Genomic DNA, 25,745 nt, shown 5'->3' on the forward strand with positions numbered 1-25,745 from the left:
GAGCATCTCCTCCTCTCGCGTTCTTATCGATCGCTCGTGTCGGCATCAATGTCCGATGCCTCTTCCGACGGCTGATCGGGGGTCGCCGCCAGATCGGATACGCCGTCGGTCACCCCGACGAGCGCGTGCCGAAGCACCCGGTCGCCGAACCGATAGCCCTTGCGCATGACGATGCCGATCACCGGGTCATGTCCGGAGCCCTCGTGCTGCACGGCCTCGTGCAGGGTCGGGTCGAAAGGCTCGCCTTCCGAACCGAATTCCTCGAGGCCCTGTTTCTGCAGCGCGGTCGCCAGCTTGTCGGCCACCGACTTCAACGGTCCGGACTCCAGATCGCCGTGCGCCCGTGCGCGGTCCAGATCGTCGAGCACGCCGAGCAGTTCGGTGACCACAGACGCCTTGGCGGTGTCGATGGCGGCCTTGCGGTCGCGCTCGACCCGGCGCCGGTAGTTGGCGTACTCCGCGGTCAGCCGCTGCAGATCGGCGGTGCGCTCGGCAAGCTCGCCGCCGATGGTGTCGGCGAGCGTGTCGGTCTGTACACCGTTACCCAGATCCGGGCCGGGCCCGGCCGCGGCGGTGTCCGCGGCCACGACCGGTTCCCGGATCTCACCGGTTTCCGGGTCGATCTTCCGGTTGTCGACGACGGTGATCGGCTCCTGTTCGGAGTTGCCCTGTGTCACTTCTTCTCCGTGTCGACCGGCTCGTCCACGACCTCGGCGTCCACGACCTGGTCATCGGACTCGGCGCCCGCCGCGCCGTTGCCCGAGGCCGCGGCATCCGCGGCGGACGCTTCGTAGATCGCCTGGCCGAGCGCCTGGGACTCGGTCGCCAGTTTCTCGACAGCCGCCTTGACCGCGGCGATATCGGTGCCCGCGAGAGCCGCGTTCGCCTCGCCGATGGCCGCCTCGACCTTGGACTTGACCTCCGCCGGGACCTTGTCCTCGTTGTCCTTGATGAACTTCTCGGTCTGGTGCACCAGCGACTCGGCCTGATTGCGGGTCTCGGCCTCCTCGCGGCGGGCCTTGTCCTCAGCGGCGTGCGCCTCGGCGTCCTTCACCATCCGGTCGATCTCCTCCTTGGACAGGCCGGAGCCGTCCTGGATCTTGATCGTGTTCTCCTTGCCGGTGCCCTTGTCCTTCGCGGTCACGTGCACGATGCCGTTGGCGTCGATGTCGAAGGTGACCTCGATCTGCGGGACGCCGCGCGGGGCGGGCGGGATGCCGGTCAGCTCGAAGGAGCCGAGCAGCTTGTTGTGCGAGGCGATCTCGCGCTCGCCCTGGAACACCTGGATCTGCACCGAAGGCTGGTTGTCGTCGGCCGTGGTGAAGGTCTCCGAGCGCTTGGTCGGGATGGTGGTGTTGCGCTCGATGAGCTTGGTCATCACGCCGCCCTTGGTCTCGATGCCCAGCGACAGCGGCGTCACATCGAGCAGCAGGACGTCCTTGACCTCGCCCTTGAGCACACCGGCCTGCAAGGCGGCGCCGACGGCGACGACCTCATCCGGGTTCACGCCCTTGTTGGGCTCCTTGCCACCGGTCATTTCCTTGACCAGTTCGGACACGGCGGGCATCCGGGTGGAGCCGCCGACGAGCACGACGTGGTCGATGTCGGACACCTTGATGCCCGCGTCCTTGATCACGGACTGGAACGGCGCACGGGTGCGATCGAGCAGGTCCGAGGTGATCTTCTGGAACTCGGCGCGGGTCAGCTGCTCGTCGAGGAACAGCGGGTTCTTGTCCGCGTCGACTGTGATGTAGGGCAGGTTGATCGAGGTGCTCTGCGAGGAGCTCAGCTCGATCTTGGCCTTCTCGGCGGCCTCACGCAGCCGCTGCATGGCCATCTTGTCCTTGGTCAGGTCGATGCCCGAGCTGCCTTTGAACTTGTCCACCAGCCACTGCACGACCCGCTCGTCCCAGTCATCACCACCGAGGTGGTTGTCGCCGGAGGTGGCGCGGACCTCGACGACGCCCTCGCCGATTTCCAGCAGCGAGACGTCGAAGGTGCCGCCACCGAGGTCGAAGACCAGGATGGTCTGCTCCTTGTCGCCCTTGTCCAGGCCGTACGCGAGCGCGGCGGCCGTGGGCTCGTTGACGATGCGCAGCACGTTCAGGCCCGCGATCTGGCCCGCTTCCTTGGTGGCCTGACGCTGGGCGTCCTCGAAGTACGCGGGCACGGTGATGACCGCGTCGGTGATCTCCTCACCGAGGTAGGACTCGGCGTCGCGCTTCAGCTTCATCAGCGTGCGCGCGCTGATCTCCTGCGGCGTGTACTTCTTGCTGTCGATCTCCACGGTCCAGTCGGTACCGATGTGGCGCTTGACCGAGCGGATGGTGCGGTCGACGTTGGTGACAGCCTGGTTCTTGGCCGGCTGGCCGACCAGTACCTCGCCGTTCTTCGCGAACGCGACGATCGACGGGGTGGTGCGCGATCCTTCCGAGTTGGCCACGACGACCGGCTCGCCACCTTCCAGAACGGCGACGACCGAGTTCGTGGTCCCGAGGTCGATTCCGACCGCACGAGCCATGGTGGTTCCTCCTAATTGACGTACCTGTTTGTGTTCGGTGCCGGCGAACTACCGCCCTACGGCACAGGGTGGGTGCCGTGAGACCTCGCCTCGAGCACCTCACGGAGCACGGCTCCAGCAACGCTGAGCGTGGTCGGCTCAATCTTGCACCCGCCAGGTGGCGGGAGTCAACCGAAACTTGAGTCGAATGCGCTCAATGTTGTCGAACAGCTCAACGGACGGCCGGCCCGAATCATTCCCGGCGGCACGAATCACTTCCGACGGCACGAATCATTTCCGACGGCTCCGGGTAGTTCTCGGTCGCACCGGCCGACCCCGTGTCGGGATGGAACCGACCACCCGCACCCAGCGGGTGAGACCCGGGATGGACGCCAGGCTTCGGCCCCGAGCATCCGCCCTGCGTTTCGGCCTCGTCCCCACTACCGAGCAGTAGGGTTGCGACAGAGTGACCGCATCAGGTCGGTCGCCGTACGCCGCCGAGCCGAGGAGTCGCGATGCGGGCCACCGTCGTCACCGACACGGAATTCGAGGTCATCGAACTACCGAGGCCGATTCCCGGTCCCGGTCAGGTGTTGATCGACGTGGTCCGCTGCGGTATCTGCGGTTCCGACCTGCACGCGCGCACGCACGCCGACGACATGGCGGAACTGGCCGTGGCCACGGGGTACGACCACTTCATGCGGGCGGAGCAGAGCGTGGTGCTCGGGCATGAATTCAGTGGCACGGTAGTCGATTACGGGCCGGACTGCCGCAAGCGATGGAAGGCGGGCACCCCGGTGGTCGCCCTGCCGATCGTGCGCCACGGCAAGCAACCGCACCTGGTCGGCTTGTCGAGCGCGGCGCCCGGCGGGTACGCCGAGGAAGTGGTGGTCCAGGAGTCGATGGCCATGCCGGTGCCGAACGGGTTGTCCGCTGAACACGCCGCGCTGACCGAGCCGATGGCAGTAGCCTGGCACGCCGTACGCAGGGGGCGGGTCGGCAAAGGCCAGACCGCCTTCGTCATCGGCTGCGGCCCCATCGGTCTCGCGGTGATCAGCATGCTGAAGGCCGCGGGCGTGCGCTCCGTGGTGGCCAGCGACTTCTCCCCGCGGCGAAGGGAACTCGCGACCGCGTGCGGCGCCGACGTCGTGGTCGACCCGGCCACCGAAGCGCCATGGACCGCCGCGCCGAGAACGGGCCGGATCAACAAGGTCACCGACATCCTCGACCTCGGTTTCGACACCATGAACCGGCTGCGGCGCGTGCCGAACCTACCGTGGTGGTACGTCTTCCGGCTGGCGCACACACTGAACGCGAGTCCCGCCGGGGCGGTGGTCTTCGAATGCGTTGGTGTGCCCGGGATCATCGAGCAGATCATTTCCGCTGCTCCGCCGCTGTCGCGCGTGGTCGTGGTCGGTGTGTGCATGCAAGCCGATCGCTTCCAGCCCGCAATGGCGATCAACAAGGAGATCGAACTGCGATTCGTATTCGGTTACGACCCGGGCGAGTTCCGCGACACCTTGCACATGCTCGCCGATGGAAAGATCGATCCGACCCCGCTGATCACCGGCACCGTCGGACTGGCGGGCGTGGACAACGCGTTCGCCGCGCTCGGCAATCCGGAGCGGCACGCGAAAATCCTGGTGGATCCGAGCAGTTCCGCCGTCACCCCGGTCTGACATGCCACTCGGCCGCGCGTCAACGCGCGTCGGCGAGCACTTCCTCAGCGATCTCCTCGTCCAGGGTCACCCGTACCAGCGCCGCCGCGAGATCCGCGGTGTGGTTGCGCGGCGCGAGATCGGCCAGCCGGTCGGGGTCGTCCGGCAGCCGAACCCGGCGGGCGCCGCGAAGGGCGCGTTCGTCGAAATGCGGCCGAACCCAGATCCAGACGTCCTGGACCTCCCGGAGGAAAATATCGCTTCCGGTCGGCCCGATGCCCTGGAACCCGCACAGCAGGTCGGCGGCGCGATTGGCGTCGTGTCCCGCTTCCTCGCCGAGTTCGCGCAGATCACCGTGGTATCGGTCGATTACCCGTGCGGCGTTGGCGCCGAGCCGGGTCGCGGTGCTCTCGTCGTAGCGGCGATAGTGCGCCCTGCCGAGCGCGTCCACCAATTCCTGCCAGTCCGCGTCGACGACGCGCTGCGGCGTACGGTAGCCACTGCCGACCAGCTCCCGGGCGGCCGCGACCGCGATATCGGCGGAAATTCGGGTGCTCAGCAGTTCGGCCAGCATGAGCAGCTGGAACAGCGGAGCCGGCTTGTCACCGAGCTTGATGCCCGCTTGCTCCGCATATCCCCAGCCCGCACGGTCGAGCAACGCGTGCACCACATCCTGCTGACTCATGTGTGACCTCCTCTCGTCCACCTTTCGCGTACCCAGGAAGCCGAGCGATACACGAACGGCGCGCAAGCTTCCTATAGTCGGAAGCAGCCGATGCAGCCGATCAGCGGATGCGAGATCCGCGGTCATCTCGGCCTGGCCGGCTCGACTCGGTCGACACCGCTCGGCGGGTGCGTGCCCGCGTCGACGAATCCCCAGGTTGTGCCATCCACCAGCACCAGCGCCAGCAACCGGCATTCAGCCTCGGAATGAATGCCGGCGCGCGAACATCAGCCGCGCAGATCATCCGCGTTGCTTGCGGCTCACGGCAGTGTCGGCCGGCGCGGTCGCTTGTTCGAGCAGAACCACTCGTCTACTCGGGCAGCAGGCTCAGCGTTCCCTCCGCGCTGCGGGCCGCGGTGAGGCAGGCGGTGGCGGTGAATTGGTCGGCGAGGGGATGGCGGGCGCGGGCGCGCCAAGTGCGGACGGCGGCGACCGCCTGGGCGCGCAGTTGCGTGGGCGTCGCGTCGACAGAGAGGCCGAGGCGCAGGTGGGGGGCGATGCCGACGCCGCCGATGAGACGGTGCAGCTCACCGAGATCGGCTGCGGGCAGCGCCAATTCGTCGGTGCGCAACCGACCGAGCAGACGCAGCTCGGCGAAGCCGTGGACGTCGGCGAGCAGAGTGCGCACCCGGGGTAGCAGACCGTCGGCTTCGGTGCCAGGGTAGGCGATGAGCACCCTGGCCAGCGCGCTCAACGCGGAGTGCGCTTTGAGCTGGTCGGCGCGTTGACCGAACTGGACGTCCAGCACCGAGCGCAGCTCGTCGACACCGCTGCGCTTGGTCAATTCGGCGGCGAGCCCGACCGAATCGCGCACGCCGAGCCGGATCAGGGTGACCGCCATCCGAATGCCGAACAAGCCGAATCGCTCCGACAACTGCGCCCGCAGTTGCGGCGGCACCGGAAGCGAGACGTCCGCGCGCGCGAACCGGTCCGCCGATAGCGGCGCCGCGCTCAGCTCATCGACGGGAATCCCGGCCAGGGCCTCGAACGCCGCGAACTCCTGCTGACGCAGCGTGGCGGCGGCGAACGCGAGTAGTCCGGCGACCGGAATCACGGCTTGGCACAGCCCGGTTCGCTCGAGTTCCCCGGCGAAACGTGCCGCGACATCGCGCGCGGAGTGCAGCGCGTCGATCCGCCCCGCACCGATTTCATCGGCCCGCGACACCACGCCGACGACACCGAGCGGCGCCGGCGAATTCGACGATCCCTGGGCCGCGGCGGTTCCCGTACCGATCCGCGCCAAGAAGCGCACGTCCGCATCGTCCAGCCGGCGCAGCAGGTACACGACGGCATCGGCGCCCGGAATGGCGATTTCTCCCTGGTGTTCTCGACGCTGCTCGTCGTGCGCCGGCGTCAACAGCCGCGCGGTGCGCCGCGACACCTCGCGCGACAGCGACGACGTACCCGGTGTATCGATGATCGTCGTGTGCGCGAGCGCCGCCGCGGGCCACTCGACCTCCAGGTGATCGACCTCGCGCGGGGTGGGCGCGTCCCAGTTCAGCCGGGCCAGGTCGAAACTCAGCCCGTGCGTTCCGCCGCCGCGCCGGACCACCACATGCGCCCGGGCGCCGTCGTCGGCATGCGCGGTGACGCTGGGTGTCGACCCGTACCGATACCAGGTGACAACCTTGGTGCATTCGGTCGCGTCGGTGGGGGCGATGTCCTGTCCGACCAGGGAATTCAGCAAAGTCGACTTGCCCGCCTTGAGTGAGCCGGCCAACGCGACCCGCAGCGGCTGGTCCAATCGACGAGCGCAGTCGGCCAACAGCGCCCGCGGCCGCGCCTCGCTCACCAGCGCCGCACGCGCCGCACCCACCAGCTGACGCGCCTCGGCGACGATTCCCGGCACCGCCGCACCGTCCCGCTTCACGGGGCCACCGTATCGGCGTGTCCGTTCGGCACAGCGGCCGATCTGACCTCGGCATGTCCGCGCAGCTCGGCGACTACGCGCAGTTGCTGTTCGAGTAGCGCGGCGCGCTCGGCCCGTCGACTGGTGGCCATCGTCGCAGCCTCTTGCGCGGCGCGCAGCGAGTCGTCGATCGAGCGCAGACTCCGCTCGGCGACGCCCGCGTAGTGGTCGCGCAGCGCGCGGTGGATGCGGTGCAACCGGTCCTTCGACTCCTTGCCCGCCTGAAACGCCACATCGTCGACGAACCTCCGCACCGCCGCCTTCGCCTCGTTGCGACGCTTGGCCAGCCTGGCCTGCTTGTCGTCACGGAAGGCCTTGCTGCCCACCAGCACTCCCGCGCCGATCGAGATCGGGTTGAGCATCGCGAGTCCGGCGAACGTGCTGGCGAGGCCGACCATGAGCACACCGCCATAGGAGCCGCGCATTCCGACCAGCAGCTTACTGCCGAATCCGATGTCGGGTTCCAGGTCGGCCAGCGTCACGGAGTCGGCGCGGCCGATATCGGCCGGCGATCCGGACCGCACATCCGGCAGGTCGACCGCGCCGACCTCGGAAAAATGCTCCGCGACCCGCTCGGCGACCTGACATGCCCGCGCGTGCGTCCACAACAGATTGTCGCCGAGCGCGGTGTCGATGGCGCCGGTGAGGTGTTCGGCGATCCGGTCCCAATGCCTGCCGGGATCGTGCTCGGCGATCCACTCCTCGGTGGTGCGTGCGATGGTGCGCAACCGGGTGCGCAGATCGTGTTCCACATCTGCGGCCAGGTCGGTGATGCCATCGGCGAGGGTCTGCTGCCATGCCGCGGTGCGGCGGTGCAGTTCCTCGGCCGCCGCACGCGCGGACTGCAACTCGCGAACGGCCGCGGCCCCCTGCGCCGGGTCGCGCACAGCGACCAGTTCACTGCCCAGTGCCAGTGCCAGATGTTCTGCCGCGGACCGGATGTCCCGCGCCACCTCGGCGCGCGTGGCTAGTTCGTCACGCGCGACGACCTGGTCACGCAAGAATTGATACAGCGTGCCGAAACCCGATTCGATGCCGAGCCGCTGGTCCTGCAACCGCAACGCATGGGTGCGAAGCACCGACGAGACGGCGATCATGGGCACGTCCAGACCGGCCCGTGCGAGATGGGCCCGATCGGCGTCGCGCACCTGGCGCCAGTGCGGGTACAGGTCGGTCTTGGTGAGCAGTAGCGCGACCGTGGGACACAGCTCCCGCACCTGCCGCAGGAACGACAACTCGGGCTCGGTGATTTCGGTGGACGCATCCGACAGCACCAGCACCGCGTCGGCCGTGGGCACCAGGCCGAGCAGATTCGTGGCATAGGAATTCGCGTGTCCGCCGACCCCAGGGGTGTCGATCAGCACGATGCCGTCCGCCAGCAGTGCGTTCGGGACCTGGACCTCCAGGCGCACGACCCGCAGTCCGCGCGCGAGCGGAGACCGCGCGTCGATCGTGGCGATCTCGCCGATCGGCACCGAGACCTTGGTTTGCCCGCCGCTGACGTCACCATGCCCCGTGAGTACCAGCTCCGCCCTCGGCTCGGGGCCGTGTGCGAGCAGCGTCGGAATCGTCGTGGTGGCGTCGTCGCCGACCGGGCAGATGTCGAGGTTCAGCAGAGCATTGACGAAACAGCTCTTGCCATCGCCGATTCGGCCGGCGACGACGATGCGCCTGCGCGGGTCGCGGACCCGATCGGCCGCCACTTCGAGGCGGCCGACCAGATCGCTTCGACCCGCGGCGCGCGCCGCCGCGATGGTTTCACCGAGTACCGACAGCAGCGGCATCGCCGGTGACATGACGTTCGGCGCGGGCATTCCCATCGCGGTGTCGACCTCTCTCCGTAGCTCGGTGTCTAGTGCAGGAACGCGTCGCCGGTCAGGCCGGCGTCTGCCGACCCGGGCAGATCGGCGTCAGTGTGGGTATCGGTGAACAAGCCCGAGTCGGTCCGCGCACCCGCGGTGCTGTCCAGACCAGAACCGAAGGCACTCGACACGTCCAATGCCGACCAAGTGTGTGCGGTCGATCCGATACTGCCGCCGAGACCGGCGCCGGTATCGACGGCGGGGTCGCCCGGCGAGCCGCCCAATCCCCCGGCCGGGTCCGCCGCGCCGCCGATCATCGGACTCGGTCCACCGCCGACGCTGGCGAACAGGCTATTCGCCGAACTGGTCGGCGCGTGCAGACCGGTGTCGACGCCGCCGCTGATACCGCCGTCCACGCTCGATTCCAGCTGTGTCGCCGCACCTTCGAGGCCACCCGACAGCCCGGCACCGCCCTGGCCCGCAGCGCCGAGGCCGGTTTCCCCACCGGTGCCAGCATTTTCGACGGTCGATGACAGGCCCGTCGCCAAACCGGTCATGAGATCGGTGCCCGCACCGATCGCGCCATCCAACCCCGTGGTCGGACCGGATCCGAGTCCGGCACCCGCCTGGGCGCCCCCGGCGAACCCCGCCGACAGGTCGGTACCGAGTCCGGCGGCTGTCTCGACGCCGAGCCCGGCCTGCACCACACCGTCCACACCGGCCGACAGTTCCGCACCGAGTCCGCTGGACAAGCCTGTTCCTACGTCAGCACCCGCACCGAGTCCGGTCTCCAAGCCGGTGCCGATCTGCGCTCCGGTGCTCAGCATGTCGACCACGCCGGTGGACAGTCCGCCGCCGAGCTCCGCTCCCGTGCCGAGGGCCGCGCCGAGACCGGTCGCGAGATCGGTCTCCAGGCCCACCGTCTGTCCGCCCACAGTTGCCGCCCCACCGACCGCGGCGGAAACAGCGGCACCGAGCCCGGTGGTCAACCCGCCCGAACCTGATCCTGCACCGTCGATTCCGCTGGTCAGTCCAGCCACCGCATGGTCGGCGGCATCGAGCACGACGCCGAGACCGGTCTGCAGGCCTGTTTCGAGCCCGGTTCCTCCCGGTGACACGTCGAGACCACCGGTCACACCAACCGCGGATTCCACCGCCCCGCTCAACCCCGCCGTCAGACCCGCTGCGGTATCCACGACGCCCTGCAGGCTCACGCCGAGACCTGTGGTCACCTCCGCCGCGGTATCCACCGCACTCTCGATGCCGGCCGACAGTGCCGCACCAATCTCCGCACCGACGCCGAGCGCGCCGTCGATGTCGGTAGCCAGACCCGCCCCGAGCCCGGTTACGGGATTCACCGCGCCCGACAAACCCGTGGACAGGTCGGCATCCGCGCCGATACCCGTGATCACCTCGGCGCCTGTGCCGAGCAGGCCACCCACGGCGGCGGACAGGTCCGCCCCGGCATTCACCACGGCGTCGAGGCCCCCGGCCAGCCCAGCGCCCAGATCGGCGCCGACCTGCAGGCCGGTCTCGATCGCGGTGTTCAGACCAGTGCCGAGATCAACACCTAGACCGGCGCCCACATCCACCCCGAGATCCGCGCCCAGATCCAGTCCGGCGCCCGCTGCGGCGGCCGCGCCCACCGTGCCCGCCGCGCTCACTGCCGCGCCCGCACCTGCCTGCGCACCGGCCGCCACGATCGCCTGCAGCTGGGAACCACCCGTGACCAGCGCCGACTCTGCGACCATCGGGGCGAAGGCCGCGATGTCCTCAGGGGTCACCGCGGTCAGGCCGGCCACGGCCAGTGCCTGGGTCGGGTTCGCGCAATAACCGATCACCGCCTCGGGGCTGCGCAGCAGATCCAGGATGAATTCCAGAATCGCGTTGGGTGTCATGAGAACCTCTCCTGAGATTCGGCGGACCGCCATGGTCCGCAACTGTTGGAATGAATTTCACGCTAGAGACACGCCGTGTTACTCCGGAACGGGGCAAACCCCTAGAACCGGGCTAGGACACTCGATAGGGGCAGTTGCGCGATTAGGGGAATTGCCCGAAATCTTCCCGCGCCGTAACGGCGGTCGGCGAGCAACCGACAGAACGGTTGCGTCGGCGTGACCACACTGCCCTGCGCACGATCGGACTACACGACAGCGACACCGGACCAGACAGTTCTTCGAACGGGGTTCTCGAATGACACAGCGCCTGGCGCTCGGCATCACTGTAGGGGCATCGAATTCGGTCGCCGTTGCGGCAGCGGGAGAGAGTGACGACGGCACCGATCCCGTCGGCGGCGGTACCGTGCGCACGCACCCGAGCGTGTTGCGACTGTCCCTCGACGCGACGCCCACCTTCGGGACGCGCGCCCACGGCACCGGTCGCCATTCCAGCGAGGTGCTGGTAGAGGGCTTCCTCGCCAGGGTGGGCGACCCGGTGGATATGCTCGCGGAGGACGGTTCGGCGCATTCCGCGGCCGACTTGGTCGCCGCCACGATCGAATGTCTGATCGACGAGAGCACCTCGGACACCGGACGATCCGTCCCGCCGATCATCGTCGCCTGCCATCCCGCGTGGTGGTCGCGCCACACCGTGGACATCCAGCGGGCCGCCTTGGAACACGCGGGGCTGGGCGAGGTGACGCTGGTCCCGGAGCCGACCGCCGCCGCCCGCTGGTTCGACGGCACGCACGGCCCGTTCGGTGCCGGCGCGGTGGTGGTCTACGACCTCGGCGCGTCCGGATCGACCGTCTCGGTGGTACGCACCGGTGATCACGCCGGACTGCTCGGTGCGCCGTTGCGATCCACCGACATCGCTGGAGCAGAATTCGATCTGCTGACCATGCGTTATGTCCTGGCAAACGCGATACTCGCCAATGATTTCGATCCATTCGACCCGACGGTGGAGCGCGACTTAGCGGCTTTGCGCGAACACTGCAGAAAGGCCAAAGAAGACCTTTCGATCAATACCGCGACGGTCGTACCGGTGCGACTGGACCCGACCGATCCGCACGGAGGCACCGTGCGGCTGGTGCGCGACGAACTGGAAGACCTGCTGCGCGGGCCGCTGTTGAACGCGGTCGATTCGATCCGCGAAGCGGTGCACCGGGCCGGGCTCGATATCGGCGACATCAGCCGCGTCCTGCTCACCGGCGGCGGTGGCGCGATTCCCCTGGTCGCGGAGATGATCTCGGCCGAGTTCGGCCTGCCCGTACTGGCGGCGGCCGAGCCGGGGCACACTGCCGCGCGGGGCGCCGCGTTGCTCGCCACCGATTTACGCACAGCCGACCTTCGGATCAGCGACGCCGACCATGTCCCCCTCGCCACACCGACCGCCGCGATCGGGACGTCGCCACCGCCCTACGCGCTTGCTGCGCCGAAACTTCCCTCCTTGCCCCACGATCGCTTGGCAAGTCGCCGTTGGCGTACCGGCAAGCGACGTGCCGCCATCATCGCGGGTGCCGCGGTCGCCATCGGTCTGCTGACCACCGGCACGGTCGCGGTCGGCACCGGTATCCAATCCAGCTCGAACCATCCCGCCTCGACCGAGCGGTCCAGCTCCGGGATCGCGGCGCCGACCGCGGCAGGGCCGGGTGAGGCGTCTCTGGCAGACATCGCGGCAACGGACCCGACCTCGTCCGTCACTCGGCCCAGAGCCGACGCGCTGCCGACAACCGCGCCCTCATCCGCTGCCCAGGCTCCCACGGTCTCCGTAGTGCACAGTGAGCAGGCCCCCGGCTCGCCCACGCCCGCGGAACCCGCTGCGTCGCAGCCCGCCCCACCACCACAACCGCAACCGTCTCCGGCGCCGTCTCCCGCGCCGAGTCCCACTCCCCAGCCCACACCACCACCGCAGCGTCCCGCACCGAGCGTGCCCACCGGTGTCTTGAACGACACCCTCGACGGCGTCGGCGACGCGGTCGACAGCGTGCTGCACCTTCCCGGCACCATTCTCGGAGGCTCCGGTGGCTGAAACCGCCCTCGATACCCTGCCGTGCGCGCGCGAGATCTTTCGGGAGCTGGACTCCGCTGATCAGCAACCGGTCGTCTACCTCATCCGCGGCCGTGCACAGACCGGAAAGTCCACCCTGCTCGCGGAGATTCGCTCCCGGCTGCGCGCCAACGGCATCCCGCTGCAGGACGACAACGCGCCGCAGACGCAGCACACGACCGCACCCCGCGTGGCGACCGACGCCGCCACACGCTCGGCCCTGATCATCGACAACGCGCACACACTCGGCCGTCTCGACCTCGAATACCTCTGCGCCACCATCGAATCCGGTCGCCGCACGGTGATCGTCGCGATGCAGCCGCGCCCGCACGACCCCCGGTTGCGGATACTCGCCGACACCGCGTCCCGCCGCGGCCGGGTGGTCGATCTGCGTCCGCTCGGCGTCGCGGATATGGCGCCTTTCGCCAGGGAACTCGGCATGATGGTGCCGCGCCCGATCGCACAGCACATCCACCGGCAAACCGCGGGTATCCGCGGCGGCGTGGTCGCGGCGCTGCGGGCCGCCTGCTCGGCTCGGCTGGATGCGGGCATCGGCATCGTCGACACCGCCGTCGTCGCGTGGGCTCGTGCACTGCTGGACGATCTCGAACCCGACCTGCTCGAGACCCTCGTCGTCGCCACCACCGGGACCGGGCTCGATTCCAGCGAGCTCACCGAGATACTCGATGTCGATCAGCCGACCGCACAGGCTCTCATCGACCGGGCCAGGGCGAGCGCGTTGGTGACCGATGCCGACCTGCTGCTCGAACCCGCGGTCGGCCCACTGCGCACGCTGCTCGGCGACCGCAGGTTCGTCGCGGTCCAGCGCAGACTGCTCGGCGCCAGGATGGACGCGGGCCTGCTTCGTGACCACACCGCCCTCCAACTCGCCGAATCCGGCGTTCGCGACCCGCGTCTGGCCGAGTTCCTCGTCGCCGCGGCAGCGAAGGCCGGTCGCGACGCGGTCCGCTACTACGCCGCCGCGGCGTCGTCGGGCGCCGAACCCGATCTGATCGCGTTGCGCTGGGCCGAGGCGGCGGCGCGCACCGGCGACGGCGAGACGGCCATGCGTCTGGCCGAGCCGATGCTGGCGCGTCCGGGTAGCACCGGCGCGGACCTCGCCACCGCCGTGCGGATCTGCGCGGCGGTACTGACCCGCCGTGGCCTGGTCGGCCGTGCGGCGCAGCTGTACTCCTGGCTCGGCGCGCACCGCGTCGGCCCGGATTGGGCGGTCGGCGCCACCGTGTTGTCGCTGGCGGGCGATGCGACCGGCGCCGCGGAACTGTCCACCTCGGCGGCGCAATGGCCACCCACCGAGGCGAACGCGCATGCCCGACTGATCGCGACCGCACTGGCGGACTCGCTCTCGGGACACCGAAACAGCACGGCTCCAGCGGTCTCGGCGCTCGTCCAGGCAGCGCATGCGGATGCCGGCGTCGATCGCTTCCTGCCGTGCACGGCGGCCTCGATCGGCACGCTGCTTTCGCTCGGCAGTGGTGAGCCACGCCGGGCCGCGGACGCGTTGCGCCGGGCCACCGCCAGTGGACTGCGCTGCCATCAGCTCGAAGTGCTGTCGGCATGGACTGCGATGCTCGGCGGTGACGAGCGTGCCGCAGCGGCCACGGTGGCCGCACTGGACCACGACTCACTCGATATCCGGGACCGGCTGCTCGCGCACGGCGTCGCGGTCGGCCTCGCCCGACGCAGCGGCGACCACACCGCGCTGACCCGTGCATGGCAGGCGGCGTACCCGCTGTTCGACGACGTGCAAGCCGATTTGCTGTCGGTGCTGCCGATCGGCGAGCTATGGCTGGCCGGCATTCGGCTGCGCGACGCGGGCCGCGTCATGCCGCTGGTGGACGCCATGTCGGCGCTGCTTCGTCGCCTGGGCGAGCCACCGGCCTGGGCCAACGCCCTGCACTGGTACGGCGTGCAGGCCGCGATCGCCAAGGAGCGACCCGACGAGTTGCTGCCGCACGCGCACGTGCTGAAAGCGGCGGCCGAGGCGGGGGACCGGCACGCCGCGGTATTGGCGGACGCGGGCCGCACCTGGGTACTCGTGCTGCGCGGTCAGGTCGACGCCGCGCCGGTCCATGCTGCTGTCGCCGCGCTGACCGAGATCGGCATGATCTGGGACGGAGCCCGGCTGGCCAGTGAGGCCGCGCTCGCCGCTCCCGACTCGGCGACCGCGACCACACTGCTCAAACTGGCACGCATGGTCCGCGCCGACGCCCGTCCGCAAGAACCGCAGGTCAGGCCCACACCCGTAGCGGCACGCGCGGGGGTGGACGCCACCCCGGCGCTCGCTGTGCAGGCAACAGCCGCGATCCTCAGCGATCGTGAACACGAAGTGGCCGAACTGGTGCTGCTCGGACTCACTTATCGGGAGATCGGCGCCCGCCTGTACATTTCCGCCAAGACGGTCGAGCACCACGTCGCCCGCATCCGACGCCGAATCGGTGCTCGATCCCGGTCGGAGTTATTGTCGATGCTCCGCGCCATGGGACACGGCTCGCTGCTGGTCTGATCAGGTGCGGTTCCGTCAGCGGGAACGCCGAAGCGAGGGCGAGGTACTGAGGATGGCCACTGGGGTGGGCCTACATATCGCCGCGGACGAGTGCACGGCGGCAATCGTCACCGACGGCGACGAGGAGCCGCAGTACATCGTCCGCGAATCGGTTCTGCATCTGTCCGACGACGGTGACGCCGAACTCGGCGGCCCCGCACCCGAGGGGCTCTCGCACTCGATCACCGGATTCGTCCCCGCCGTCGGCGACCCCGCGGGTATCTCGGTCGACGACGGCGAGGCGTATCGCGCCGAGGATCTGGTCGCGACCGCTCTGTTCTGTCTGATCAACGCGACCGCCGAGCATCTCAACGGTCCGGCCGAGTTCTACGCGACGCATCCGACGCACTGGCCGGCCGAGCACGTGCTTGCGTTGCGCGACGCATTGGACTACCTCGGTCTCCGCTCGGTGCTTCTGGTCAGTGAGGGCGACCTGCCCAGCGTCGAGGCCGGCGCGCACGCCAAACCCTCGTTCGCCTACGACGCGGCGCGCGCGGCACTGGCGGCCGTGCTGGCCACACCTGCGGGCAGTACTCCGCCGGACCCCGCGACCGCCGAGAACTCGACTCTGGACACCATCGTCATGCCGGCGGTGCCCGCGGTGGAGGCGCAGGCCTACTCGGCGGCCATCCCTATCGGCGAGTCGATCCCGGCGGTCGAGCCGACCACCTCCGAAAAGGCCACGCAGACAGTCGCTCCCGCGCCGGACCGCAGCCGCACGCCCCTACTGATCGCCGTGGCGGCACTGGTCGGATTGGTATTCGGCGGCGTCGTCGTCGCCGCGTTGTTCCGTGACAGCGGCAAGACACCGGTGCCGCCGCTCCCCGACGCAAAGCCCGAGCAGGTGTCGGTGAGCTCGACGCCACCCGCCCCGCCGGTCGAGTTCCCCACTGTCGTCACCACCACGCCGGCACCCGAGGTGCCCGAACCGATCACCGAGACCACGCCACCGGAGACGACCACTCCGCCACCGGCGCCATCGACCACCACGACACCGCCGACCACCACGCCGAGTACCACAACCCGCCGCTCCACGACCCGGACGACCACGACCTATCCGTATCCGTTCCAACCGCTGCCGGAGATTCCGACCATCCCCGGACTCGGAATACCGGGCACTCGGTGATTAGTAGCGCTCTTCCCGGGTTTGTGCCCTAGAGTGATCGGCTGACCGATGTTGTCGGACAAATCTTCCGGCAGCGGTCTTTGCTCCGACGATGGCGTGTGCCAACGGATTCCGCCTGTGGCCACGGATTTAGCTGGCACCTGCGTGCCGACGAAGGGACTTCATGCGCAAGTTGGTGGCGCGTCGCGCCGCGGTCAAAGCTGTCGCCATCGCTTCGACTGTTCTCCTGGCTCCCTTGTTCGGTACGACGGCCGCCTCGGCGGTGCCCGAAGCCCCCGCCCAACTCGGCGCCGACAATCTGCCACCGGAACTGGTGCAGGCCATCGCACGTGATCTGAAGATGACCCCGACGGAATACCTGGACCGTGCGGCGCGCGCCCAGCAGCTGCGGACCTACGCGCGCGAGTTCCGTTCGGAGCGGCCGGATTCCTACGCGGGCGCCTACATCAGCGCGGACGGCAAGCCCGTCGTCGCGGTCACCTCGATGGATGCCGCCAAGATCGCGGCCGCCGACGGGTATCAGACCAGGCTCGCCCCGGTGTCGGCGGACAGCTTGGACAACTCGCTGGCGCAGCTCAACCAGTGGGTCACCGGCTTGCCGCGGGAGATCTCGCAGTCGATCAACTCCGTCGCCATCGACTTCCTGAGCAGCCAGGTGGTGCTCAGCGTCGCCAACACCCCGGCGGGCCACATGCTCAACCTGCCGACTCTGCTCGCGAATATCAAGGTCATCCTGTCGCCGAACGGCGGCGGCCCGATCGAGCGGCGGCCGATGGGCGGGGACACCTATATCAGCGCTCCGATCTCGCTGCACGACGCCTCGCTGCGCGGCGTCGACGTCTGCTCGTTCGGTTTCAACAGCGTCGACGCGGCAGGCAACGCGCTGAACATCAGCGCGGGCCATTGCGACCCCAACCTGGGCAAGGGCAGCCAGGAGGCCACCGTCTACCTGCCGAACGTCAAAGACATCCCGGCCAGCCCCGAGCTGGGCACCTTCGTGCGGGCGTCGCTCGGCGGGCCGACCGCGTTGGACTACTCGGTCATCAAGCTCAACGAGCGCGCGGTCAACGCCGGCATGGATCAGCCCTTGGTACGCGGCGCGAACGGCACCACACTCGCTATCACCGGCACCGCCGAGCCGATCACCGGCGCCCCGATCTGCAAGTCCGGCCAGTCATCGACCTTCACCTGTGGTTTCGTCGTGGCCGACCGGGTGGAGACCCAGCTGTTCACCTCGGAGGGCGAGAGCAAGACCGTGCGCGGGTTCGCGAGCTCGGCGTGCACGCTCGGCGGCGACAGCGGCGGGGCGATCGTGTCCGGCACCTTGGCGCTCGGCATCACCAGCGGTTCCAACGCCGCGGACGCACCGAACTGCAATGAGGCCAACGTCGCGCTCGCGCAGTACGGCGGTACCGCCACGCTCGGCATTCCGATCCGTTCGATTCTGTCCGATATCGACGCTTCCTCCGGTGGCGGGGTCGGCAGCGGCATCACCGTGCGTACCCGACCGAACGCCGGGTGAGCTGCGCCGTGGGAATGCGTCGTCGCACAGATCGCCGGTCGACCGGCTATCGAGCGACCGGGTTCCCGACATGAGTAGGCATACCGCGCTCGAGCCCATATAGTCTGGTCATGCTTCTGCCACGTATAGGTCCCACCCGATCGGCTGCGCGACAGACCGGACTCCGAAGAACAGTGATCGCCGCCTCGGCGGCGATCCTGCTGTTCGGCCCCACGGCAGCAGTAGCGACGGCGGAACCCGACCCGGCACCCAGCCTGCCCGCCGAATTGGTGGCAGCGGTGGCCCGCGATCTGAAGATCTCGCCCGACGAGTACCTGCACCGTGCGGATCTGGCGCAGCAGGTAGGCGCCTTCGCCACCACCGCGCAGCGGCAGTATCCGACCGTGTTCGCCGGCTCCTGGCTCAACGACGCGGGCAAGGCAGTCGTGGCGCTGGCCCAGGGCCCCGGCGCGGACGAGGCGAGGAAGGCCGCGGAATCGGCTGGCTTCGAAGTGCGCAACGTGGCCAAGAGCGAGGCCGCCCTGCGTGGCGAGAAGACCGCGTTCGAGCGGTGGCTGGATGGCCAGCCCGAGGCGGTGCGGTCGATGGTGCGGGGTGCGGTGATCGACACCGTCAACAACTCCATCGCGGTGCGGGTCGACCAGGCCGGCTTGCCGATGCCGAACTTCATCGACCCGGCACGGGTCATCGTGATGACCCCGCCGGTCGCCGGCGAGGAAGGCGTCCTGCAGGCCAGCGACATCGCCGGTGAGGCTCGCGGCGCCCTCGCGGGCGGCGACGGATTCGCCTCGGTCGCCGGACGCAGTTCGCTGCGCTGCTCGCTCGGCTTCAACGGCACCGACCGCAACGGCAACACGGTGAACATCACCGCGGGGCACTGCAACCCGGATATCTCGTCGGCGGGCGGCGGCAACGCGGCAGGCGTTTACGAATTGAACGGCGACCGGCTCGGCGCGCAACTGGGCGTGTTCCAGAAGTCCGTCCTCGGCGAGCAGGACTACTCGATCGTGCGGATCAGCGACCAGGCCAAGGATCGCTTCGCCAACAACGGCGTGCGGGCGCCCGGCGCGGCCCCGATCGCTGTCGACGGCGTGGCGACCCCGGTGGTCGGCGCTCCGGTCTGCAAGTCCGGTGCACGAACGGGCTTCAGCTGCGGCGTGGTGAACGCGGTCGACCAGACCGTGCAGGTCGGCGAACGGGAGCTCACCCAGAGCTTCTCCGCCAACATCTGCGCGCTGCCCGGCGACAGTGGCGGCCCGATCGTGACCGGCCGACTCGCGCTCGGTATCTCCAGCGCCTCGTCGGTGGCCGACTACCCGATCTGTGAGATCCCGAACCTGATCGGCGCGCTCACCGGCAATGTGCCGCAGCTGTTCGCGCAGCCGGTGCACGTGGTGCTCTCCGACAACCCGGGACTGCGCGTCCGCACCAACTGACCAGAGGACACGGGGAAGGCCGGCAGCATCGCGCTGTCGGCCTTCTCGGCGTCTATGCCCCCTTTTCACTGCCCTTGCGTAGCCCCTGGCGGGTGGAACGCGGCGTGTGACCTCGCGCCGTTGCGGCATGCTGACGGCATGTGTTTGGTGTTGATCGGCTGGCGCGCGCATCCGGATTACCGGCTGATCGTGGCGGCCAACCGCGACGAGTTCTACACCCGGCCGACGGAGCCCATGCGCTGGTGGCCGGAGGTTCCCGGGTTGCTCGCCGGGCGCGACATCGGAGCCGAGCGCCGGGCCGAGGGCGATCTTCCCGGCAGCTGGCTCGGGCTCACCACACAGTCGCCGGGACGCCACCGATTCGCCGCGGTGACGAACGTATGGAGCCCGAGCGACGACCGCGCCGACACCCGTTCCCGTGGTGCGCTGCTGCTGGACTTCCTGCGCGGCGTCTCCGAGCGCCACCCGTCCGATACCTCGCTCGGACCGGAGCAGCACCTGCTCGACGTCGCAGCCGCGCCCGACCACTACAACGGATACAACCTAGTGGTCTCCGACCTGGAGACGCTGTGGTGGCATTCCAACCGCGCCGCCGAGTCCAGGAAGCTCACTCCCGGCTTCCATGGACTGTCCAACGGCACTTTCGTCACCTCCGCGAGTCCGACCGGAGACCAGGAGCCGACCGCGCCGCAGCCCATCTGGCCTAAAGTGCGCGCGGGCTTGACCGAACTGCGACGGCTCACGCGGTCCCATCCCGATGCGGTGGAGCGCTATTTCGCGGTACTCGCCGACCGCACCGAGGCGCCGGACGACCGCCTGCCGCACACCGGAGTTCCCCACGAAGTGGAGCGGACGTTGTCCGCCGGGTTCATCGGACACACCCGGCACGGCACCAGGGCCAGCACGGTACTGCTCGTGCGTGAGAACGGGACGTTCTCGATGGCCGAACGCTCCTTCGGCAGGCTCGGCCGCGAGATCGGCGAAGTGTCCTTCCACGGCACGCTCGACCTGCCCGCATAGCTTCGCCCCACCCGGATAAACGGCACGCGGCCCGCTCTTCGAGAAGAGCGGGCCGCGTGCTGATCGAGCGAGGGTGTTCGAGCGACTTACTTCGGCGCGACCGGCGTCGAGTAGTTCGCTTCCGACCACTTCGTGGTGCCGTCCGGCGCCTGCAGGGTGTTGATCAGATCCATACCCGCGATAGCCAGCGCGGGGCCACCGACGGCCACGGTGCCGAGGATGCCACCGATGCCCGCGCCCGCGATCGCGGCCGGGATGCAGCCGACACCCAGGAACGGCAGGCCGAGGATGCAGCCGATAACGCCGCCCGCGATGACACCGATGGCGGTGCCGAGGAAACCGCCGACGGCGGTGGCGATACCGAACTGGCTGGCGAACTCGTTCTGCGCACGCTGGTTCTCGACCGGCGAGGCAATCGGCTGCGCGACAACGTTGACGGTGTTGACCGGCTTGTCCTTGGGGACCGCGACACTCTGGTCCGGGGTCAGCTCGAGCACCGTGTCGTCGTCCTTGACAACCGGCTTGACCGGGACGACGGTTTCGGCGACCTTGAAGGCGATCGGGAGGGACAGCACCGTGTTGCCCTGCCCGTCCTTGATCTTGTAGACGTCGTTGTCCTTGACGTCCTCGGAGGACTTCGCGAGTTCGAACGTGCCACCCTTGAGGGTCGTCACGACGGTCTTGTCCACCAGCTTGACCGAGTACCGGATGGCCTGATCAGCTGCAGGCGCCGGCTCGTCGGCATGTGCGGTGCCCAGACCGATGGTCATCGCGCCGATGACCATCGCGGCGGCCGCGGTTGTTCTGCGGAGTTTCATTAAATTTCCAATCCATCATCAGGTCGTCGTCTACCAGCGGGTCTACCCACGCGAGAGCTCTTTCCATCAAATCCGGGTGGTCGGCTCCAGATCCTCCCCGAGCGGTGTGCAAACAGGCACGGCAGACAGAACGTCGTGAGCCTAATAGAAGGCTGCGTTTTAAGCGAGATCCCTTATCAGGCATGAGGACCGAGCTGGTGCGTGCCGATTGTCAGCTATCTCTCAGCTTGCCAGGTATCCCGCGGCGTTTACGGTGCCGATTGCACTAGCGAACACCAAGAACGAGGGAAACCGAATGTGACATTAATCACGAGTAAATTACGAGTCGAGGCCCAGCATGTGGGGTTATTGCCCGAATGCCGAACCTACGATGGATGGCAGTTATTACCGACGGGTAACTTACTGCAAGTTAGGATACGAGCCATCCGGGGCGGCGCCAGAACCGTCCCGCCTCGTGTTGCCCGCTAAAGAAAGGTCGCGACATGAATGCCCTGACAGTGACGCTGGGCACGATTGGGGCGACGCTCAGCCTCCTGTGTTGGGCGTCGTTCATCGGCGGCGTCCGGAACATCGTCCGCGCCATCATGGTCGGACAGCCCGCGCCGGACCGCTGGCGGCCGTTCTTCCCGCGCTTCAAGCAGATGCTCGTGGAGTTCCTCGCGCACACCCGGATGAACAAATTCCGCACCGTAGGGTGGGCGCACTGGCTCGTGATGATCGGTTTCCTCGGCGGCGCCATAATGTGGTTCGAGGCATACGGACAGACGTTCGATCCCGCGTTCCACTGGCCGATCATCGGCAACTCGGCGATCTATCACCTGTGGGACGAGATCCTCGGCATCGGCACGGTGCTCGGTATCACCACGCTGATCGTGCTACGTCAGCTGAATCATCCACGACTGCCCGAGCGGCTGTCGCGATTCAGCGGCTCGCAGTTCGGCCCCGCCTACGTGATCGAGGCCATCGTACTGATCGAGGGTCTCGGCATGATCTTCGTCAAAGCGGGCAAGATCGCGTCCTACGGCCACTCCGACGCGGCCACCGACTTCTTCACCATGAGGCTGGCCGAACTCCTGCCGGCGAGCCCGACCCTCGTGGGACTGTTCGCGTTCATCAAGCTGATGTCCGGCATGCTGTTCCTGTACCTGGTCGGCCGCAAGGTCACCTGGGGTGTTGCGTGGCACCGGTTCTCGGCGTTCCCGAACATCTACTTCAAGCGCGAGGCCGACGGCGACGTCGCGCTCGGCGCGGCCAAGCCGATGATGTCGAAGGGCAAGCCGGTCGACATGGAGACCGCCGACCCGGACACCGACACCTTCGGCGCGGGCCGGATCGAGGACTTCTCCTGGAAGGGCTGGCTGGACTTCACCACCTGCACCGAGTGCGGGCGCTGCCAGTCGCAGTGCCCGGCCTGGAACACCGGCAAACCGCTGTCACCGAAGCTGCTGATCATGTCGCTGCGCGATCACGGCTACGCCAAAGCGCCCTACCTCCTGGCCGGCGGCCGCAAAGACATGGGCGGCGACGAGATCGGACTGGTCGACGCCGAGGGCAACCCGAACGAGGCCGCGCTGGGCAAGATCTCCGAGGCCGCGACGGCCGAGGCCGAGCGTCCGCTGGTCGGCGGCGAGGACGTGCACGGCATCATCGATCCCGAAGTGCTGTGGAGCTGCACCACCTGTGGCGCGTGCGTCGAACAGTGCCCGGTGGACATCGAACACGTCGACCACATCATCGACATGCGTCGCTACCAGGTGCTGATCGAGTCGGAATTCCCGTCCGAACTCGCGGGTCTGTTCAAGAACCTGGAGAACAAGGGCAACCCGTGGGGTCAGAACGCCAAGGACCGGCTGAACTGGATCAACGAACTCGACTTCCAGATCCCGGTTTTCGGGCGGGATGCCGACAGTTTCGACGGCTACGACTACCTGTTCTGGGTCGGCTGCGCGGGTGCTTATGAGGACCGTGCGAAGAAGACCACCAAGGCGGTCGCCGAACTGCTCGCCACCGCGGGGGTGAAGTTCATGGTGCTCGGCGCCGAGGAGACCTGCACCGGCGACTCCGCCCGCCGTGCCGGCAACGAGTTCCTGTTCCAGCAGTTGGCGCAGCAGAACATCGCCCTATTCGACTCGGTGTTCGAGGGGATCGAGGACCGCAAGAAGAAGATCGTCGTCACCTGTGCGCACTGCTTCAACGCGCTCAACAACGAGTATCCGCAGGTAGGCGGTAACTACGAGGTCGTGCACCACACCCAGCTGCTCAACCGGCTCGTGCGCCAGAAGCAGCTGATTCCGGTGGCCTCGGTGTCGCAGAACGTCACCTACCACGACCCGTGCTACCTGGGCAGACACAACAAGGTCTACAACGCACCGCGTGAACTGATGGCCGCGTCCGGCTCGAACCTGGTCGAGATGCCGCGGCACGCGGAACGGTCCATGTGCTGCGGCGCCGGGGGTGCGCGCATGTGGATGGAAGAGCAACTCGGTAAGCGCATCAATATCGACCGGGTGGACGAGGGATTGAGCACCCTCGCCGGGTCCGCGACCCCTTCCGCAGACGGCGCCGCAGGGAAGATCGCGACCGGCTGCCCGTTCTGCCGCGTCATGCTCACCGACGGCGTCACCGCACGGCAGGAGAAAGGTGAGGGTGCGGGCGTCGAGGTCGTCGACGTAGCCCAGCTGATGCTGGACGCCATCGCGCGCGTCGAGCCCGCCACGCTGACCGACAACCTGACCGTTGTCCAGCAACCGAAGGCCCCCGCAGCGGAGCCCGAGCCCGCACCGGAACCCGCCCCGATCGCGGAGACCCCTGCACCTGCCGAAACGGCGCCGGTCGGCGGCGGTCTGGCGATAAAGGGCGCCGCCAAAGCACCCGGTGGACTCGGCATGAAGGGCGCCGCCAAAGCACCCGGCGCCAAGACCCCCACCACCGAAACCACCGCAACCGAGACCACCTCGGCACCCGCGGCGCCCGTCAAGGGCCTGGCCATGAAAGGCCCCGCCAAAGCACCCGGTGGACTCGGCATGAAGGGCGCAGCGAAGGCGCCCGGCGCCAAAGCTCCGGCGGCAGCCGCCGAGTCGGCCGAATCCGCGCCCACCACCGAATCTCCCGCTGCCCCGCCGGTCAAGGGCCTGGGCATGAAGGGCGGCGCGAAGGCGCCCGGCGCGAAGGCTCCGACTGCCACCACACCTGCCGACGCGACAGCGACTGCACAGCCACCGGCTACCGAAACGACCGACGCTGCGACGGAGACCAAGCCGACGGTGCCCGCGAAAGGGCTGGCCATGAAGTCCGGCTTCAAACGCCCCGGGTCCAAGGCGCCCGGTGCCGCCACGCCCACTGCTGCGGCCGAACCAGCTGCGGCCGAACCAGCTGCGACCGAGGTGGCGCCCGCAGCGACACCGGCCGAGCCGGAGCAGACCACCGATGGCAACAACGCACCCCCGGCTGCGCCGCCTGCCGCCAAGCCGGGGGGCCTCGGCTTCAAGTCCAGCGCCAAAGCGCCCGGTCGAAAGAGCTGATCAGAGCGTAATAGCGAAGCGAGCCCGGTCCCCAAGGGCCCGGGCTCTTTTCGTTCCGCCGCAGCGGCCGGAAGTCTGCTGTGGTCCCTCTCGTCAGTCACCACCTCCGTAATGACGCGGCCGGTGCCGATCTCCCTGGACGGCTGCCGCATGGCGCTGTGGTCGCCCAGGCACCTGCGGGCCCGCGTGCACGATGACGTCCTGACGCAGCGCCTTCGACCGCGTCTCGACGTGGGTTCGAGGTCTGGTCGGCGCCGCGTACGGCGCGAGATGCGCATCGCTGGAACCGAGTTCGTGCTCGAACACCGTGCGGCACTGGAAGTAGTGACCGTTGGCCAACTCCTCGGTCGTACCCATCGCACCGTGTAATTGGACGGCGTTCTGGCTGATCGACCGCGTCGCTCCAGCGACGGTGAACTTTCGCACCCGACACCGCGCGCTCGATCCGACGTGGACCCGCGCAGTGCATGCATCGCGAACTGATCTCCCGCGATGGCCTGCTGAGACCGCCGACTAACAGTCCTCGAAGAATGCCTTCATATACCCCGCCGATTGATAGAGGTAGTCGTATCCCCAGCGCAGGATCGAGAGGTGAGGTTCGGGATCGACGAAGAGAAGTTGCCCGTCCCAGCACTTCTCGAGTATGTACCTGGCGCGGGAGATATGCGGGGTGAAGGTGATGACGATGACACGCCGCCAATGGTTGGCGTGGGCGAGGCGGGTGAGTTCGCGGCCCTCGCCACGGGTGGTGCGCGGCGAAGGATCGAAGCAGGTGACCTCGAAGCTGTAGCCGCCATGGCAGATCCGATTCACCAGCGCGCTACCCGCATATGGATCGGAGAACAGCACCCGCGGCGCGTACCCCGCGCGGGCGAGGCGCAGGCCGAGTTGTTCGCGCTCGTCGTGCGCCCCGCCGAGGACGAGGATGGCATCAGCCGGGGCAGGCGCGTCGGTGTGCGGGCGCACGTAGACCGGCCACAGCGCGACGACCACGACGGCGACCACGAAGACGGCGCCGAGTAGCGGCCAGGCCCAGCGATGACGTCGCACCACGCCGATGGTAGCCAGGCTACTGAATCAATCTGCCCAGTTCAGCGCCTTCGTTTTGTCGGTGTCGCCGCATGTACATCTACTGTTGCCCGGTCCCTTGCCTCGC

At 68.4% G+C, this 25,745-nt stretch carries 17 protein-coding genes; 8 read left to right on the forward strand and 9 right to left on the reverse strand.

Going from position 1 to position 25,745, the window contains the following annotated elements; genetic code table 11:
- Positions 1–23 precede the first annotated feature (23 nt).
- Entirely contained in the window at positions 24–677 is a 654-nt protein-coding gene (grpE, locus tag AB0B25_RS17120) for a nucleotide exchange factor GrpE (protein WP_357179904.1), read from the reverse strand.
- On the reverse strand, positions 674–2,521 hold the full coding sequence (dnaK, locus tag AB0B25_RS17125) for a molecular chaperone DnaK (RefSeq protein WP_357179907.1): 1,848 nt from the start codon (positions 2,519–2,521) through the stop codon (positions 674–676). The genes grpE and dnaK overlap by 4 nt, the downstream gene beginning before the upstream one ends.
- Positions 2,522–3,015: 494 nt before the next feature.
- Here dnaK and AB0B25_RS17130 point away from each other — a divergent pair, with 494 nt between their 5' ends.
- Positions 3,016–4,179 carry a zinc-binding dehydrogenase gene (locus AB0B25_RS17130; RefSeq protein ID WP_357179910.1) on the forward strand — a complete coding sequence of 388 codons (1,164 nt, stop codon included), beginning with the start codon at positions 3,016–3,018 and terminating at the stop codon, positions 4,177–4,179.
- Between the two features lie 19 nt (positions 4,180–4,198).
- On the opposite strand, the gene AB0B25_RS17135 is transcribed toward AB0B25_RS17130, so the two are convergent.
- The 4 genes from AB0B25_RS17135 to AB0B25_RS17150 all read right to left on the reverse strand — a co-directional run bounded on the left by AB0B25_RS17135 (position 4,199) and on the right by AB0B25_RS17150 (position 10,491).
- Entirely contained in the window at positions 4,199–4,843 is a 645-nt protein-coding gene (locus AB0B25_RS17135) for an endonuclease (protein ID WP_357179913.1), read from the reverse strand.
- A 349-nt stretch (positions 4,844–5,192) separates the two neighbouring features.
- Complete coding sequence (locus tag AB0B25_RS17140; RefSeq protein ID WP_357180005.1) at positions 5,193–6,698, reverse strand: dynamin family protein; 1,506 nt, start codon at positions 6,696–6,698, stop codon at positions 5,193–5,195.
- A 50-nt stretch (positions 6,699–6,748) separates the two neighbouring features.
- Positions 6,749–8,611, reverse strand: coding sequence for a dynamin family protein (locus AB0B25_RS17145; protein WP_357179916.1), 1,863 nt, complete (start codon positions 8,609–8,611; stop codon positions 6,749–6,751).
- A 32-nt stretch (positions 8,612–8,643) separates the two neighbouring features.
- On the reverse strand, positions 8,644–10,491 hold the full coding sequence (locus AB0B25_RS17150; RefSeq protein ID WP_357179919.1) for an IniB N-terminal domain-containing protein: 1,848 nt from the start codon (positions 10,489–10,491) through the stop codon (positions 8,644–8,646).
- Positions 10,492–10,786: 295 nt separating this feature from the next.
- On the opposite strand from AB0B25_RS17150, the gene AB0B25_RS17155 reads away from it, so the two are divergent.
- From AB0B25_RS17155 to AB0B25_RS17180, 6 genes are all read left to right on the forward strand, one after another.
- Positions 10,787–12,562, forward strand: a complete 1,776-nt coding sequence (locus AB0B25_RS17155) for an Hsp70 family protein (RefSeq protein WP_357179922.1) — start codon at positions 10,787–10,789, stop codon at positions 12,560–12,562.
- A complete protein-coding gene (locus AB0B25_RS17160; protein ID WP_357179925.1) occupies positions 12,555–15,107 on the forward strand; it encodes a LuxR C-terminal-related transcriptional regulator in 2,553 nt (850 codons plus the stop codon). The genes AB0B25_RS17155 and AB0B25_RS17160 overlap by 8 nt, the downstream gene beginning before the upstream one ends.
- A 52-nt stretch (positions 15,108–15,159) precedes the next feature.
- A complete protein-coding gene (locus tag AB0B25_RS17165; protein WP_357179928.1) occupies positions 15,160–16,272 on the forward strand; it encodes a hypothetical protein in 1,113 nt (370 codons plus the stop codon).
- Positions 16,273–16,435: 163 nt separating this feature from the next.
- Positions 16,436–17,794: a S1 family peptidase gene (locus tag AB0B25_RS17170; protein ID WP_357179930.1), complete on the forward strand. Its 1,359-nt coding sequence runs from the start codon at positions 16,436–16,438 to the stop codon at positions 17,792–17,794.
- A gap of 110 nt (positions 17,795–17,904) precedes the next feature.
- Positions 17,905–19,230 carry a S1 family peptidase gene (locus AB0B25_RS17175; protein WP_357179933.1) on the forward strand — a complete coding sequence of 442 codons (1,326 nt, stop codon included), beginning with the start codon at positions 17,905–17,907 and terminating at the stop codon, positions 19,228–19,230.
- A 138-nt stretch (positions 19,231–19,368) separates the two neighbouring features.
- Entirely contained in the window at positions 19,369–20,250 is an 882-nt protein-coding gene (locus AB0B25_RS17180; RefSeq protein WP_357179936.1) for an NRDE family protein, read from the forward strand.
- Between the two features lie 86 nt (positions 20,251–20,336).
- On the opposite strand, the gene AB0B25_RS17185 is transcribed toward AB0B25_RS17180, so the two are convergent.
- On the reverse strand, positions 20,337–21,068 hold the full coding sequence (locus tag AB0B25_RS17185) for a hypothetical protein (RefSeq protein ID WP_357179938.1): 732 nt from the start codon (positions 21,066–21,068) through the stop codon (positions 20,337–20,339).
- Positions 21,069–21,550: 482 nt separating this feature from the next.
- Between AB0B25_RS17185 and AB0B25_RS17190 the strand changes: the two genes are divergently transcribed.
- On the forward strand, positions 21,551–24,589 hold the full coding sequence (locus tag AB0B25_RS17190) for a heterodisulfide reductase-related iron-sulfur binding cluster (protein ID WP_357179941.1): 3,039 nt from the start codon (positions 21,551–21,553) through the stop codon (positions 24,587–24,589).
- Positions 24,590–24,682: 93 nt separating this feature from the next.
- Here AB0B25_RS17190 and AB0B25_RS17195 read toward each other — a convergent pair whose 3' ends face one another.
- Together AB0B25_RS17195 and AB0B25_RS17200 are read right to left on the reverse strand one after the other, a co-directional pair.
- Positions 24,683–25,015 (reverse strand): hypothetical protein, encoded by a 333-nt coding sequence (locus tag AB0B25_RS17195; protein WP_357179944.1) that lies wholly within the window; start codon positions 25,013–25,015, stop codon positions 24,683–24,685.
- 87 nt (positions 25,016–25,102) lie between these two features.
- Positions 25,103–25,639 (reverse strand): YdcF family protein, encoded by a 537-nt coding sequence (locus AB0B25_RS17200; protein WP_357179947.1) that lies wholly within the window; start codon positions 25,637–25,639, stop codon positions 25,103–25,105.
- Between the last annotated feature and the right edge of the window lie 106 nt (positions 25,640–25,745).

Origin of the sequence: Nocardia sp. NPDC049190 (assembly GCF_040648115.1) — a bacterium.
Taxonomy (GTDB): domain Bacteria; phylum Actinomycetota; class Actinomycetes; order Mycobacteriales; family Mycobacteriaceae; genus Nocardia.

What these genes read in the sequence shown, in the direction of transcription:
- dnaK (WP_357179907.1), bottom strand. Translation starts at nt 2,521, where the DNA reads ATGGCTCGTGCGGTCGGAATCGACCTCGGGACCACGAACTCGGTCGTC.
- AB0B25_RS17130 (WP_357179910.1), top strand. Translation starts at nt 3,016, where the DNA reads ATGCGGGCCACCGTCGTCACCGACACGGAATTCGAGGTCATCGAACTA.
- AB0B25_RS17135 (WP_357179913.1), bottom strand. Translation starts at nt 4,843, where the DNA reads ATGAGTCAGCAGGATGTGGTGCACGCGTTGCTCGACCGTGCGGGCTGG.
- AB0B25_RS17145 (WP_357179916.1), bottom strand. Translation starts at nt 8,611, where the DNA reads ATGGGAATGCCCGCGCCGAACGTCATGTCACCGGCGATGCCGCTGCTG.
- AB0B25_RS17150 (WP_357179919.1), bottom strand. Translation starts at nt 10,491, where the DNA reads ATGACACCCAACGCGATTCTGGAATTCATCCTGGATCTGCTGCGCAGC.
- AB0B25_RS17155 (WP_357179922.1), top strand. Translation starts at nt 10,787, where the DNA reads ATGACACAGCGCCTGGCGCTCGGCATCACTGTAGGGGCATCGAATTCG.
- AB0B25_RS17165 (WP_357179928.1), top strand. Translation starts at nt 15,160, where the DNA reads ATGGCCACTGGGGTGGGCCTACATATCGCCGCGGACGAGTGCACGGCG.
- AB0B25_RS17170 (WP_357179930.1), top strand. Translation starts at nt 16,436, where the DNA reads ATGCGCAAGTTGGTGGCGCGTCGCGCCGCGGTCAAAGCTGTCGCCATC.
- AB0B25_RS17175 (WP_357179933.1), top strand. Translation starts at nt 17,905, where the DNA reads ATGCTTCTGCCACGTATAGGTCCCACCCGATCGGCTGCGCGACAGACC.
- AB0B25_RS17180 (WP_357179936.1), top strand. Translation starts at nt 19,369, where the DNA reads ATGTGTTTGGTGTTGATCGGCTGGCGCGCGCATCCGGATTACCGGCTG.
- AB0B25_RS17185 (WP_357179938.1), bottom strand. Translation starts at nt 21,068, where the DNA reads ATGAAACTCCGCAGAACAACCGCGGCCGCCGCGATGGTCATCGGCGCG.
- AB0B25_RS17190 (WP_357179941.1), top strand. Translation starts at nt 21,551, where the DNA reads ATGAATGCCCTGACAGTGACGCTGGGCACGATTGGGGCGACGCTCAGC.